This is a genomic window from Streptomyces sp. MP131-18 (assembly GCF_001984575.1).
Lineage (GTDB): Bacteria > Actinomycetota > Actinomycetes > Streptomycetales > Streptomycetaceae > Streptomyces > Streptomyces johnsoniae.
Genome location: NZ_LZNS01000001.1, coordinates 785,320 through 798,351 on the forward strand (window position 1 = coordinate 785,320; position 13,032 = coordinate 798,351).

General features: G+C 72.4%; 12 protein-coding genes. 10 read left to right on the plus strand and 2 right to left on the minus strand.

The genetic code is table 11. The features are described from left to right. The first annotated feature begins 121 nt into the window (after positions 1 to 121). The 9 genes from STBA_RS03395 to STBA_RS03435 all read left to right on the plus strand — a co-directional run bounded on the left by STBA_RS03395 (position 122) and on the right by STBA_RS03435 (position 9,379). The gene (locus tag STBA_RS03395) at positions 122 to 1,183 is read left to right on the plus strand and encodes a LacI family DNA-binding transcriptional regulator (protein WP_079251691.1); all 1,062 of its coding nucleotides are present in this window, start codon (positions 122 to 124) and stop codon (positions 1,181 to 1,183) included. Then, positions 1,174 to 2,412 (plus strand): sugar ABC transporter substrate-binding protein, encoded by a 1,239-nt coding sequence (locus STBA_RS03400; protein WP_077057806.1) that lies wholly within the window; start codon positions 1,174 to 1,176, stop codon positions 2,410 to 2,412. The genes STBA_RS03395 and STBA_RS03400 overlap by 10 nt, the downstream gene beginning before the upstream one ends. A gap of 10 nt (positions 2,413 to 2,422) precedes the next feature. Beyond that, on the plus strand, positions 2,423 to 3,370 hold the full coding sequence (locus STBA_RS03405; RefSeq protein ID WP_077057807.1) for a sugar ABC transporter permease: 948 nt from the start codon (positions 2,423 to 2,425) through the stop codon (positions 3,368 to 3,370). 4 nt (positions 3,371 to 3,374) lie between these two features. Continuing rightward, on the plus strand, positions 3,375 to 4,202 hold the full coding sequence (locus STBA_RS03410; protein WP_077057808.1) for a carbohydrate ABC transporter permease: 828 nt from the start codon (positions 3,375 to 3,377) through the stop codon (positions 4,200 to 4,202). Positions 4,203 to 4,217: 15 nt separating this feature from the next. Continuing rightward, a complete protein-coding gene (locus tag STBA_RS03415; protein WP_077057809.1) occupies positions 4,218 to 5,615 on the plus strand; it encodes a GH1 family beta-glucosidase in 1,398 nt (465 codons plus the stop codon). Between the two features lie 85 nt (positions 5,616 to 5,700). Continuing rightward, on the plus strand, positions 5,701 to 8,001 hold the full coding sequence (yicI, locus tag STBA_RS03420; protein ID WP_077057810.1) for an alpha-xylosidase: 2,301 nt from the start codon (positions 5,701 to 5,703) through the stop codon (positions 7,999 to 8,001). A 67-nt stretch (positions 8,002 to 8,068) separates the two neighbouring features. After that, positions 8,069 to 8,287, plus strand: a complete 219-nt coding sequence (locus STBA_RS03425; RefSeq protein WP_077057811.1) for a hypothetical protein — start codon at positions 8,069 to 8,071, stop codon at positions 8,285 to 8,287. A gap of 42 nt (positions 8,288 to 8,329) precedes the next feature. Beyond that, positions 8,330 to 8,965, plus strand: a complete 636-nt coding sequence (locus STBA_RS03430; RefSeq protein WP_077057812.1) for an endonuclease — start codon at positions 8,330 to 8,332, stop codon at positions 8,963 to 8,965. 66 nt (positions 8,966 to 9,031) lie between these two features. Further along, positions 9,032 to 9,379 carry a DUF3140 domain-containing protein gene (locus STBA_RS03435; RefSeq protein ID WP_077057813.1) on the plus strand — a complete coding sequence of 116 codons (348 nt, stop codon included), beginning with the start codon at positions 9,032 to 9,034 and terminating at the stop codon, positions 9,377 to 9,379. 53 nt (positions 9,380 to 9,432) lie between these two features. On the opposite strand, the gene STBA_RS03440 is transcribed toward STBA_RS03435, so the two are convergent. Both STBA_RS03440 and STBA_RS03445 read right to left on the minus strand, forming a co-directional pair. Continuing rightward, entirely contained in the window at positions 9,433 to 10,788 is a 1,356-nt protein-coding gene (locus STBA_RS03440; RefSeq protein ID WP_077057814.1) for an enolase C-terminal domain-like protein, read from the minus strand. A gap of 92 nt (positions 10,789 to 10,880) precedes the next feature. Further along, entirely contained in the window at positions 10,881 to 12,065 is a 1,185-nt protein-coding gene (locus STBA_RS03445; protein WP_077063079.1) for an MBL fold metallo-hydrolase, read from the minus strand. 188 nt (positions 12,066 to 12,253) lie between these two features. Between STBA_RS03445 and STBA_RS03450 the strand changes: the two genes are divergently transcribed. After that, positions 12,254 to 13,018, plus strand: a complete 765-nt coding sequence (locus STBA_RS03450) for a histidine kinase dimerization/phosphoacceptor domain-containing protein (RefSeq protein WP_171987629.1) — start codon at positions 12,254 to 12,256, stop codon at positions 13,016 to 13,018. The last annotated feature ends 14 nt before the right edge of the window (positions 13,019 to 13,032 follow it).

A 13,032-nucleotide genomic window follows, 5' to 3' on the forward strand; every position in this document is an offset into this window, starting at 1 on the left:
TTCGAAATCGCCTCTTGCCTGCGTCGCACACCTGTGCCTACCATGCCGTCGAATCGATTCGACGAACCGATTCGACGAAGCGCTTCACCGCGCTGGGCAGCACGGGCCGCGAAGGAGCGGAATGGCCACGATCAAGGATGTCGCGGAACGGGCGGGGGTCGCGCCGAGCACCGTGTCGTACGTGCTCAGCGGCTCGCGCCGCATCTCCGAGGACACCGCCAAGGCCGTGCGCGCGGCGATAGCCGAGCTGGGCTACCACCCACGGGCCAGCGCCCGCACGCTGCGCAGTGCGCGCAGCGAGGTGCTGGTGCTCGCCGTGCCCAGGGAGTCGGGCAAGTACCGGGCCATGGACGGCAGATTCGCCATCGAGATCAGCGACGCGGCACGCGGCCACGGCTACGACCTGCTGATGATGACGGAGCCCGACGGCGTGGACGGGCTGCTGCGGATCGCCCGCAGCGGCCTGGCGGACGCCGCCGTGCTGATGGCGGTGGCGCAGGCCGACCCCCGGGTCGCCGCCCTGCACGAGCTGGGCTTCCCGACCGCCCTGCTGGGACACGGCGACGGGCGCGAGGAGTCCGGCGTCTCCTGGGTCGACCTGGACTGGGCGGCGGCCGTCGCCCTGGCCGTCCACGAAACCGCCGCCGCCGGGCATCGGCGGATGGTGTTCTGGGCGTCGGCCGACCACGAGATCGAGGCCCGCCGCGGCTACGCGCTGCACGGCCTTGCCGGTGCGCGGACCGCCGCCGCCGAAACCGGCGCCGATGTCCGCGTCCAGCCCTCGGCGGCCGACCCGGCGCTGCTGCGCGGGCGGCTGCGCGCGGCGCTGATGGCCGCGCCCGCACCGACCGCGCTGATCGTTCAGCACCTCATTCCGCTGCCGCTGCTGCTCGCCGAAGTGGCCGCCCTGGGCCTGCGCGTGCCGCAGGACCTGGAGATCGTGCTCGTCGGCAGCCTGCCCGACGAGCCGGGCGGGCCCGCCCTGCCGCGCATCGACCTCCCTGTGGGCCAGATGTCGGCGGCCGTGGCCGGGCTCGCCGTGGAGGCGATCGGCGGCGCCGCCCCCCGGCACGAGCTGATCGCGCCGCGGATGGCAGAAAGCCAGGGCGTCCGGCCGCCGGGCGGCCCCGCCGACCGCCCCGCCCCCGTCCCGCGAATGGAGACCCAGAACCGATGCGACTGAGAACCGGGCGCATACCGAAGCCCGCCACCGCACTCGCCCTCGCGGGCACGATGGCCGCCCTCGGCCTGACGGGCTGCGCCGCCGAGCCGGACCCGGACACCGTCACCGTGCTCAACTCGGCGACGGACGCCGCCGAGCACGAGGCGAACCAGGACTTCTTCGACCGCTGCGCCGAGCCGCTCGGCCTTGAGGTCGAGCAGATCAGCGTGCCCGCCCCGCAGATCGCGTCGAAGGCGCTGCGCATGGCCTCGTCCGATTCGCTGACCGACATCCTGGAGCTGGACGGCTCGGAGCTGCCGCAGTTCGCGGAGACCGCCGGGTTGCGCCCGCTCGCCGAGACCGGCGTGGACACCGGCGACTTCTCGACCAGCTCGAACACGCTGGGCTCCTTCGACGGAGTGCAGTACGGCGTCGCCCGCTCGGTGAACTCGCTCGCCCTGATCTACAACACCGAGCTGCTGGCCGAGGCCGGTATCGAGCCGCCGGAGACCTGGGACGAACTCCAGGCCGCAGCCGCGGAGCTGACCCGCGGCGACACGTACGGCATGGCGTTCAGCGCTTCGCCGGACGCGGACGGCGTATACCAGTTCCTGCCGTTCTTCTGGTCGGCGGGCGGCGACGAGGCGCAGTTGAACGAGGGCGGCGGCGCCGCGGCTCTCCAGCTGTGGCAGGACCTGGTGGACGCGGGCTCCGCCTCCAGGTCGGTCGTCAACTGGAACCAGCAGGACGTCAACGACCAGTTCATCTCCGGCCGCGCCGCCATGATGATCAACGGCCCCTGGCAGGTGCCGGTGCTCGACGGGCAGGACAACGTGGACTGGGCCGTGGCGAGCATCCCGGTGCCGGAGGCAGGCCTGGACCCGGTGGCCCCGATCGGCGGCACGGTGATGACCGTGCCGAAGAACGAGGACGACCGGGAGCGGGAGCGGAACGCGGGGCGCATCCTCGACTGCCTGAACTCCGAGGAGAACCAGCTCGCCTGGGGCGAGCGCATCAACAACGTGCCGACGCGCGAGGCCGCGGCGCAGACCTACCGGGAGCAGAACCCGAAGCTGGCGCCGTTCGCGGACCTGGTGACCACCGCGCGGTCGCGGACCGCCGAGGTCGGCACCCGCTGGCCGGTGATCAGCGACGCGCTGGCGGGGGCCTTCCAGTCGGTGCTGACCGGCCAGTCCTCGCCGGAGGATGCCCTGGAACGCGCGCAGCAGCAGGCGACGGCGGGTGAGTGAGGTGAGCGGCATGACCACGGCCACCCAGGAGAAGAAGGCGGCGCCGCCGACCGGGTCGAGCCGGCGCGGCGCAGGCCGCAGAAGGCTGTACCAGTGGCTGTTCGTGGCGCCCGCGCTGGTCTACATGCTGGCGTTCTTCGGCTATCCGCTGGTGCGGAACGTCCTGATGAGCTTCCAGGAGTTCACGCCGCGGACGTACTTCACGGGCGAGTCACCGTTCAACGGCCTGGAGAACTGGCGCGGCGTCTTCGAGAACGACCTCTTCGGGGACGCCCTGTGGCAGACGATCCTGTTCACCATCGGTTCGCTGGTCGGGCAGTTCACCATCGGCCTCGGCCTGGCCGTCTTCTTCTCGCGCAGGTTCCACCTGTCGGCGTTCGTCCGGGCGATCCTGCTGCTGCCGTGGCTGGTGCCGATGGTGGTCTCCGCCGTCGTGTGGCGCCGGATCATGGACGAGGACCACGGCGTCCTCAACAGCTTTCTCGAAACGGTCGGCCTCTCGTCGGACGGCGTGGCGTGGCTGAGCAGCCCGAGCGTGGCGCTGCTCTCCGCGATCCTGGTGAACATCTGGATCGGCATTCCGTTCAACATGGTGATCCTGTACGGCGGTCTCCAGGAGATCCCCCGCGAGCTGTACGAGGCTGCCTCGCTGGACGGGGCCGGCCCGTGGCGGACCTTCCGCAGCGTGACGCTGCCGATGCTGCGGCCGGTGGTGACGGTGGTGCTCGTGCTCGGCTTCATGTCGACGATCAAGATTCTGGATCTGATCCTGGCGCTGACCGGCGGCGGACCGGCCGACTCGACGCAGACGCTGGGCACGCTGACGTACCAGCTGTCGTTCCTCCAGCTCGACTTCGGCCAGGGTGCCGTGGTGGGCAACGTCCTCATCCTGATCAGCGCCGTCTTCGCGGTGCTGTACCTGCGCGTCAACCGCGCCGATCACCAGCCGGGGAAGTGACGAGATGAACCGCACGGAAGGGCGCGCCCGGGTGCGCCGCACGTGGAACACCGTGGCCGCGCTGCTGATCCTCGCCGTGATGCTTTTCCCGGTGTACTGGATGATCAGCACGGCGCTCCAGCCGCACACCAGCATCGCCTCGGCCGATCTGATCCCGACCTCGCCGAGCTTCGACAATTTCCGCAACGCACTGGACAGTCAGGGCGGCTCCCTGGTCACCAGCCTGATCGTCGCGCTCGGCGCGGTGGTGGTCTGCCTCGCGCTCGCCGCCCCTGCGGCCTACGGCCTCGCGCAGTTCGGGCTGCGCGGCGGCCGGGCGATCGTGTTCGGCACGCTGATCACGCAGATGGTGCCGGGCATCGTGGTGGCGAACGCGCTGTACAGCGCGTATGCCGAGCTGAATCTCGTGAACTCCTATCTGGGGCTGATCCTGGCCGACGCCTCCCTCGGGCTGCCGTTCGCGATCGTCCTGCTGCGGGCGTTCATGGTCTCGATCCCGTCGGAGGTCGTCGAGGCGGCGATGGTCGACGGGGCCAACCGCTTCACGGCGTTCGTGCGCATCGTGCTCCCGATGAGCCGCAACGCCCTGATCACCTCCGGTCTCTTCGCGTTCCTGTTCGCGTGGGCCGACTTCATTTTCGCGCTGACGCTGAACACGACGGACGATGTGAAACCGGTCACGCTGGGCATTTATCAGTTCATCGGCGCGCATGTGAGTGACTGGGGTGCGGTGATGGCCACCGCGGTACTCTCCGCGATTCCCGCGGCGATTCTGCTGGTCGTTGCCCAGAAGTACATCGCCGCCGGGATCGCCGGCGGTTCCATCAAGTAAGGCCAGACACCACATATGACTGCCACCGAAACGACCGGGTTCCCCCGGTTCCCGCGCGGCTTCTTCTTCGGCGCCGCCACCGCCAGCTACCAGATCGAGGGCGCCCACGACGAGGGCGGCCGGGGCACGTCCATCTGGGACACCTACTGCCGCGAGCCGGGCCGCGTCGCCGACGGGGCGACGGGCGACGTCGCCTGCGACCACTACCACCGCTACCCCGAGGACGTCGCGCTGCTGCGCGACCTCGGCGTGGACAGCTACCGGTTCTCCGTGGCGTGGCCGCGCATCCAGCCGGACGGCAGCGGCAAGGCCAACGCCGAGGGCCTGGACTTCTACGACCGGCTCGTCGACGAGCTGCTCGCCGCCGGCATCGCGCCGGCCGCCACCCTGTACCACTGGGACCTGCCGCAGGCCCTGGAGGACCGCGGCGGCTGGCGGGTGCGGGAGACGGCCGAGCGGTTCGCCGACTACACCCGGCTGGTCGTGGACCGCCTCGGGGACCGGGTGCCGCGCTGGATCACGCTGAACGAGCCGTTCTGCTCGGCGTTCGTCGGCTACGCCATCGGCCGGCACGCGCCGGGCGCGCGCGAGGGGCGCGGCGCGCTGGCCGCGGCGCACCACCTGCTGGTCGGCCACGGGCTCGCGGTGCGGGCGCTGCGCGAGGCCGGGGCGACGGACGTCGGCATCACCCTCAACCCGGACCGGCTGCTGCCCGCGACCGGGTCCCCCGAGGACCTGGCCGCGGTGCGGCGCGCGGAAACCCTGCACAACGATGTGTGGCTGGACCCGCTGTTCGCCGGCCGCTACCCGCAGGGCGAGGCGGACACCTGGGGCGCGATGGCGGACGGCTCCTACCGCAGGGACGGCGACCTCCTCACGATCGGCGCCCCGCTGGACTTCGTCGGCATCAACTACTACCGCCCCATCACCATCGCCGACGCGCCGTACCGGGACGAGGACCCGGCGACGCGGACCGCGGTGGACGTCCGCGTCCGGGAGACGTGGCGGGACGACGTGCGGCACACCACGATGGGCTGGCCCGTCGTGCCGCACACGTTCACCGACCTGCTCGTCGACCTGAGCCGGCGCTACCCGGCGCTGCCGCCGGTGGTCATCACCGAGAACGGCTCCGCCGAGGACGACTCCGTCGCCGCGGACGGCCAGGTCCACGACGCCGACCGCGTCGCCTACCTGCGCGATCACCTCCAGGCGCTGTCCGAGGCCATCGAGGCGGGCGTCGACGTCCGCGGCTACTACGTGTGGTCCCTGATGGACAACTTCGAGTGGGCGTTCGGCTACGCGAAGCGGTTCGGCATCGTCCGCGTCGACTACGACACCCTCGAACGTCTGCCCAAGGACAGCTACCGCTGGTACCGGGACATGATCGGCGCCCACCGGCAGGCACACACCTGACCTGCCGCGGGCCCGTCCCCGCACCGGCACGACCCACCGCACCGCCCGAACTTCCCCGCCGCGGGGAAGGGGACATGGAGTAACTGTGAAGTTCACCGATGGCTACTGGCTGATGCGCGACGGCGTCACCGCGGCCTTCGCCAAGCAGGTCGCCGACACGGACGTTTCGGAGGACCGGCTCACCCTCTACGCCGCGGTGCGGCCCGTCGAGCGCCGCGGCCACACGCTGAACAGCCCGCTGCTGACGGTGGAGTGCTTCTCCCCCGCGGAGGGCGTGATCGGCGTGCGGACGACCCACCACTCGGGCGGGGAGGAGCGCGGTCCCGGCTTTCCGCTGCGCGGCGAGCCGGGGCACGCGGGCAAGACCAGGACGGACGGCTCCGTCGCCGAGCTGACCAGCGGTTCCCTGACGCTGCGGGTGGACACCGCCGAGCCCTGGCGGCTGGACTTCACCGCCGGCGGTCGCACCCTGACCTCGGCCGGCAAGCGGGGCACGGGCTTCCTCACGGACCACGACGGCCGGCACTTCTCGCTCGGCCAGCTGTCCCTGGGTGTCGGCGAGCTGGTCTACGGGCTCGGCGAACGGTTCACGCCGTTCGTCAAGAACGGCCAGACGGTGGACATCTGGCAGGCGGACGGCGGCACCGCCAGCGAACAGGCGTACAAGAACGTGCCGTTCTACCTGACCAACCGCGGCTACGGCGTGTTCGTGAACCACCCGGGCCTGGTCTCCTACGAGATCGGGTCGGAGTCGGTCGGGCAGGTGCAGTTCAGCGTCGAGGGCCAGTCCATCGAGTACCTGATCATCCACGGCCCGACGCCCAAGGAGATCCTGGACCGCTACACGGCGCTGACCGGCCGGCCCGCGCTGCCGCCCGCCTGGTCGTTCGGTCTGTGGCTGTCCACGTCCTTCACCACGGACTACGACGAGGCCACCGTCAACCGCTTCGTCCGCGGCATGGCCGAACGTGACATCCCGCTCAGCGTCTTCCACTTCGACTGCTTCTGGATGCGCGAGTACCAGTGGTGCGACTTCACCTGGGACCCGGCGGTCTTCCCCGACCCCGAGGGGATGCTCGCCCGCCTGAAGGAGCAGGACCTGCGGATCTCGGTATGGATCAACCCCTACATCGGGCAGAAGTCGCCGCTGTTCGCCGAGGCCCGGCGGCACGGCTACCTGGTGCGCAGGGCGGACGGCGGCGTGTGGCAGTGGGACATGTGGCAGGCCGGCATGGCCCTGGTGGACTTCACCAACCCGGAGGCCCGAGCCTGGTTCGCGGACAAGCTGCGCGGACTGGTCCGGCAGGGCGTGGACTGTTTCAAGACGGACTTCGGCGAACGGGTGCCCACCGACGTGGTCTGGCACGACGGCTCCGACCCCGAGTTCATGCACAACTACTACACCGAGCTGTACAACCGGACGGTCTTCGAGGTGCTCACCGAGGAGCGCGGCGCCGGGGAGGCGGTCCTCTTCGCCCGCTCGGCGACCGCCGGCGGCCAGCAGTACCCGGTGCACTGGGGCGGCGACTGCGAGTCCAGCTTCGACGCGATGGCCGAGTCCCTGCGCGGCGGCCTCTCGCTCGGCCTGTCCGGTTTCGGCTTCTGGAGCCACGACATCGGCGGCTTCGAGGGCACCCCGACACCCGCGGTGTTCAAGCGGTGGGTGCAGTTCGGACTGCTGTCCTCGCACAGCAGGCTGCACGGCAGCAACTCCTACCGCGTGCCGTGGGACTACGACGAGGAGGCCGTCGCGGTCACCCGTGACTTCACCCGGCTCAAGCACCGCCTGATGCCGTACCTGTTCCGGGCCGCGGAGGAGGCCGGCGAGCAGGGCACCCCGGTGATGCGGGCCATGCTGCTCGAATTTCCCGACGACCCGGGCTGCCACCCGCTGGACCGGCAGTACATGCTGGGCGGCGACCTCCTGGTCGCGCCCGTCCTCGACGAGGACGGCGTCGCGGAGTACTACGTGCCGGCGGGCACCTGGACGCATCTGCTGTCCGGCGAGCAGATCGAGGGGCCGGGGTGGCGGCGCGAGCGATTCGGCTTCGACAGCCTGCCGCTGCTCGCCAGGCCCGGCTCGGTCATCCCGTTCGGCGCCCAGGACGACACGCCCGAGTACGACTGGGCGAACGGCGTGACCCTGCGCGTCCACGCGCCGGCCGACGGCGTGGAGACCGTTACGCGCGTCCCCGCCCCCGGCGGGGAGGCCGGCGCCGTCTTCCGCACGACGCGCCACGGCGACGTCGTCACGGTGGCGGCCGCGGGCGCGCCCGGGCCGTGGCGGGTCTCGGTGGCGGGTCCTGACGGCTACGCCGAGCCGGTGACCGTTCCCGAGGGCGCCTCGTCCGTGTCGGTCCGGCTCGCCGACGGCCGGCGCGTCTGAGCCGGTCCGCGGGTGCGCACGTTTCGCCGGGGGACCAGGGGGAACCCGGCGGCGCGAGGTGATAAGGATGCCTGAACCGGGCAGCAAGAAGTACGACATCCACCGCGCGCACCTGCGGAAGGACGCCGAGGGGCACGGAGTTCCCGACCGGCATGCCAACGCGCAGGCCAACGAGACCCTGCAAAGCGACCCGCACTGGCAGTCCCGCGGGCCGCGCACCGAACGCGGCCTCGGCCCGGAGTCGGAGCGCGGCGGCTTCGAGGAGCAGTTGCCGGAGACGGACTGACCGGCGGCCACGGGAAGGCGGCACGGAAGGCGGACGTTCCGCATGAGCAAGAAGACGGAGAAAACCGCGCGCGCCCTGCTGGAACGGTGCGGGCAGACGTACGCCGAGCAGGCCGGAATCCGGCTGAAGAACACGCCGGGCCCGCTCTACCAGGTGCTGGTGCTCGCGCACCTGCTGTCCGCGCGCATCCGCAGCGACATCGCGGTGGATGCCGCGCGGGCCCTGTTCGACGCCGGGACGCGCGATCCGCGGCGCATGCGGGACGCCACCTGGCAGCAGCGCGTCGATGCGCTGGGCGTCGGCGGCTACCGCAGGTACGACGAGCGGACCGCGACCCAGCTGGGCGACGGCGCGCGCCTGCTCCTCGACCGGTACGGCGGCGACCTGCGCCGGCTGCGCGGGGACAACGTGACAGAACGGCTGCGCGAATACCCCGGCATCGGCCCCATGGGCGTGGACATCTTCCTGCGCGAGGTCCAGGCCGTGTGGCCCGAGTACGCGCCCTACATCGACCGCAAGGCGCAGGACGGCGCCGAACGCGTCGGCCTGCCGCGTTCCCCCAGGAGCCTGGGCGGACTGGTCGGCGACGACGACGTGACGCGGCTGACGGCGGGCCTGGTCCGGGTCTCGCTGGACAAGGGCCTCGCCGAGGACGTACGGGAGCTCGCGGGCCGCTGAGAGGTTTCCGAGCGGCCCGGCCGGAAACCCGCAGGACGATCCGTACGACCCACCGGGAGGCGCACGATGGCCGACACCGAAGCTCTGGAACTGGAAGCGCTGTGGGCGGAGTTCCACAACGTCGTCAACATGACGTCCCAGGAGCTGGCGGCGTGGCTGCGCACCAGCAGCGCGGGCGAGGAGACGGAGCAGCCGCCCGAGGAGGCGGGGCCCGAGCAGGGCCGGGGCGTGCTCGCCATCCTCCGCAAGCGGCGGATGGACCTCACGGACGCCGACGTCGACCTGATGTACGACATCGTGGACACGGTACGCAACGAGCGGGCCGCGGGCCCCCGCGCGACCGTGCCGGAGCCGGACTGGCGCAGGCGGCTGATGAGCCTGGGACACGACCCGCTGCGCGCCGAAGAGGCGTAGCACCGGGCCGCACGGTCCGGGCCCGGCCTGTGGGGGGCCGGGCCCGGACCGTGTCAAAGCCCGGGGTGCGGGCGGGGCGGGCCGGCCTCGACGGCCAGCTCGGTCGCCCAGAACTCCCCGTCCGGGTACGCGTACTCGGCGAGCGCGGCCGGGCGCATCGCCGCGGAGAAACCGGGGGCGGTGGGAGCGAGGTAGCGCCCGGAACGGATGCGCACCGGGTCGGTGAAGTGCTCGTGCAGGTGGTCGGCGTACTCGATGACCCGCTCGGGCGTGGGGCCCGCCAGGGCCACGAAGTCGAACATGGCCAGGTGCTGCACCAGCTCGGACAGGCCCACGCCGCCCGCATGCGGGCAGACCGGCACACCGAACTTGGCGGCCAGCAGCAGGATGGCGAGGTTCTCGTTGACGCCCGCCACGCGCGTCGCGTCGAGCTGGAAGATGTCGATGGCCCCGGCCTGGAGCAGCTGCTTGACCACGACCCGGTTCTGCGCGTGCTCGCCGGTGGCCACCCGCACCGGCGCGACGCCCCTGCGGACGGCCGCGTGGCCGAGCACGTCGTCCGGGCTGGTGGGCTCCTCGATCCAGTACGGGTCGAACTCGCGCAGGGCCGACACCCACTGGACGGCCTGGTCCACGTCCCAGCGCTGGTTGGCGTCCACGGCGATGCGCACACCGGGCCCGACGGCGGCGCGTGCCGCGCGCAGGCGCCGGCGGTCCGCCTCCAGGTCGGCTCCCACCTTGAGCTTGATCTGGGTGAAGCCCTCGGCGACCGCCCGCTCGGCCAGCCGGGTCAGCTTGGCGTCGGAGTACCCGAGCCAGCCGGGTGAGGTGGTGTAGGCCGGGCAGCCCTCGGCCCGCAGCAGCGCGGTGCGCTCCGCGGCGCCCTGCCTGCCGCGGCGCAGCAGCCCGAGGGCCTCGTCCGGGGTCAGTGCGTCGGTGAGGTACCTGAAGTCGACCTGCGTGAGCAGCCATTCGGGCTCGGCCTCGGCGAGCAGCTGCCACAGCGGCAGGCCCGCGCGGCGGGCCGCGAGGTCCCAGGCCGCGTTGACGACGGCGCCGATGGCCATGTGCATCACGCCCTTCTCGGGGCCGAGCCAGCGCAGCTGGCTGTCGCCGATCAGGTCCCGGTACAGGGTGCCCGGGTCGGCGGCGAGCGCGGCGGCGTCCCGGCCCACGAGGTGGGGCGCGAGCGAGCGGATCGCCGCCACCTGCACGTCGTTGCCGCGACCGATGGTGAACGTGAAGCCGTGGCCGTCGGGCTCGTCCTCGTGCGAGGTGCGCAGGACGACGTAGGCGGCCGAGTAGTCGGGGTCGGGGTTCATCGCGTCCGACCCGTCCAGCTCTCTTGAGGTGGGGAACCGGACGTCGTAGGTCTCGATGGCAGTGATCCGGGGCGTGCTCGACGGCATCGGGGGACCTCTTTCGGGGCAGCGGCTCACTGCCGGAACCCTAAAGCCGCACATCATCCCCCACAAGCGAACGACGGCGCACGCCCGTCGTGTCAGCCGTCGGCCGGTCTGGCGTTCAGCGAGGGGTCGGGCGCGGACCTCCGGGCGGCCGAGCGCACCGCGAACGCCTCCCACCAGGGGTCGAGCGGAAGCCCGGTCGCAGGCTCGAAGGACTCCCCCGGCCGCGGCACCGCGACCGTCACCTCGGTGGCCCCGGCCTCCCGCACGGTGCGCTCGACGGGCTCCTCCCAGGGGTGGAGCGCCAGATTGAACGTGCCCCAGTGGATGGGCAGCAGCACCCCGCCCGGCTCGCCGCCCGACAGGTCGAGGTGGGCCCGCACACCCTCCTCGGGCGTCATGTGGATGTCCGGCCAGTACTCACTGCTGTAGGCGCCTATCTGGATCATGGTGGCGTCGAACGGGCCGTGCCGCTCGCCGATCTCGGCGAAACCGGGGAAGTAGCCGGTGTCGCCGCTGTGGTAGACGCGGTGCTCGGGACCGGCCACCACCCACGAGGCCCACAGGGTCTGCCACCGGTCGCGCAGCCCGCGGCCGCAGAAGTGCTGACCCGGCGTGGCGGTCAGCGTCAGGCCGGCGACGTCCGCCGACTCGTGCCAGTCCAGCTCGGCCAGGCGGGCGGCGGGCACGCCCCAGCGCTCCAGATGCGCTCCGACCCCGAGCGGCACGGCGAACACGGCGTCGGTGGCGATCAGGGCCCTGATCGCCGGCATGTCCAAATGGTCGTAGTGGTCGTGGGAAATGACGACGGCGTCCAGCGGCCCCAGCTCGGACAGCTCGGCCGGCACCGGGTGCAGCCGCCGGGGTCCGGCGAAGGAGAACGGCGAACAGCGCTCGCCCCACACCGGGTCGAACAGCACGCGCCGGCCGTCGATCTCGACCAGGACACTGGCGTGCCCGAGCCACGTCACGCGCAGCCCCGAGGCCGGCGGGCCGCCGGTGACGGCCGCCGGCTTCGCCAGCGGCAGCCGGCCGGCCGGGGCCCTGCGGAGCCGGTCGGCCCTGCGCAGCATGTCCCGCAGCATCGGCAGCATCTCGAACGGGCCGCTCATGCGCACCGGCCGGGCATTGCGGAACGCGCCGTCGCGGTACTGCGGCGAACGCCGGATGCGCTCCAGGCGCTCGCCCGTGGGCCGGCCGCCGAACGAGGCGGGCCGCAGGCGGGCGGAAAGCGGGGCGCGGGCACGGGTGCGGGTCGGAGGAGACGAGGAATCGGGCACGTGGACCTCCCAGGACGCGGCTGCCGCCACTTTAATCCATCGGGGTGACAACCAGTCACCCTGCGCAAGGCCGGGGGCCGGCCACGCGGCATCCCCGCGGCGCATCCACCCTGAAGGGGATGTGCGGGAACGCCGGATCGGCCCTGGGGCCGACTTCGGGGCGCGGCGGCGGCCGTAACCTGGCGGCCATGAATGTGGCCGCCGTGAAGCCGGGCTCCCCGCACCGGCGCCCCGTGGACGCCGACCTCGTCTGGGCGGTGCTGCTGCTCGTGCTGTGCGGTGTGAACATCGTGGCCGATCCCGAGCTGCGGGGCTGGGCCGCGGCGGCGAGCGCGGTGACGGCGCTGTCCCTGTCCCTGGGAGTCGCGCTGCGGCGGCGGGTCCCGGAGCGCACCCTGGTGCTCGCCCTGGCGGTGTGCCTGGCGCAGATCGTGTGGTCGGGCGGACCCGCCGTCGCCGCGTTCGCCGTGTATGCCATCGTCTGCGCCGCGGCCGATCTGGGCGCCCGGTGGGCTGTGCGGCTCGCCCTGATCGGCGGCCTGGGCGCGGCCGCCCTCGCCGCGGTGCGGCAGGACCGCGGCCTGGGCACGGCGGTGGAGATGACCGTTGCCCTGTCGGTGCCGATCGCGCTCAGCTGGGCGCTCGGCTTCCGGGCCCGCTGCCGCCGCTGTTACCGCAGGCAGCTCGCGGAACGCGCCGACGGCCTGGCGCAGCTGCGCTCGGACCGGCACCGCGCGGCGGTGGCGGACCAGCGCGCCGAGATCTGCCGGGAGATGTACGACCTGACCGGCCACCGCGTCGCGGGCATGGTGGTGCACGCGGAGGCGGCGGACCGGGTGCTGGACGCGGCACCCGAACGGGCCGGGCAGTCCCTGCACGTGATCGCCACGATGGGCAGGGAGTCCGAGGCGGAGCTCCGGCGGGCCAGGACGCTGCTGCGCGCCCCGGAGTGAGCCGGACGCCGGGT

What these genes read in the sequence shown, in the direction of transcription:
- STBA_RS03395 (WP_079251691.1), top strand. Translation starts at nt 122, where the DNA reads ATGGCCACGATCAAGGATGTCGCGGAACGGGCGGGGGTCGCGCCGAGC.
- STBA_RS03400 (WP_077057806.1), top strand. Translation starts at nt 1,174, where the DNA reads ATGCGACTGAGAACCGGGCGCATACCGAAGCCCGCCACCGCACTCGCC.
- STBA_RS03405 (WP_077057807.1), top strand. Translation starts at nt 2,423, where the DNA reads ATGACCACGGCCACCCAGGAGAAGAAGGCGGCGCCGCCGACCGGGTCG.
- STBA_RS03410 (WP_077057808.1), top strand. Translation starts at nt 3,375, where the DNA reads ATGAACCGCACGGAAGGGCGCGCCCGGGTGCGCCGCACGTGGAACACC.
- STBA_RS03415 (WP_077057809.1), top strand. Translation starts at nt 4,218, where the DNA reads ATGACTGCCACCGAAACGACCGGGTTCCCCCGGTTCCCGCGCGGCTTC.
- STBA_RS03425 (WP_077057811.1), top strand. Translation starts at nt 8,069, where the DNA reads ATGCCTGAACCGGGCAGCAAGAAGTACGACATCCACCGCGCGCACCTG.
- STBA_RS03430 (WP_077057812.1), top strand. Translation starts at nt 8,330, where the DNA reads ATGAGCAAGAAGACGGAGAAAACCGCGCGCGCCCTGCTGGAACGGTGC.
- STBA_RS03435 (WP_077057813.1), top strand. Translation starts at nt 9,032, where the DNA reads ATGGCCGACACCGAAGCTCTGGAACTGGAAGCGCTGTGGGCGGAGTTC.
- STBA_RS03440 (WP_077057814.1), bottom strand. Translation starts at nt 10,788, where the DNA reads ATGCCGTCGAGCACGCCCCGGATCACTGCCATCGAGACCTACGACGTC.
- STBA_RS03450 (WP_171987629.1), top strand. Translation starts at nt 12,254, where the DNA reads ATGAATGTGGCCGCCGTGAAGCCGGGCTCCCCGCACCGGCGCCCCGTG.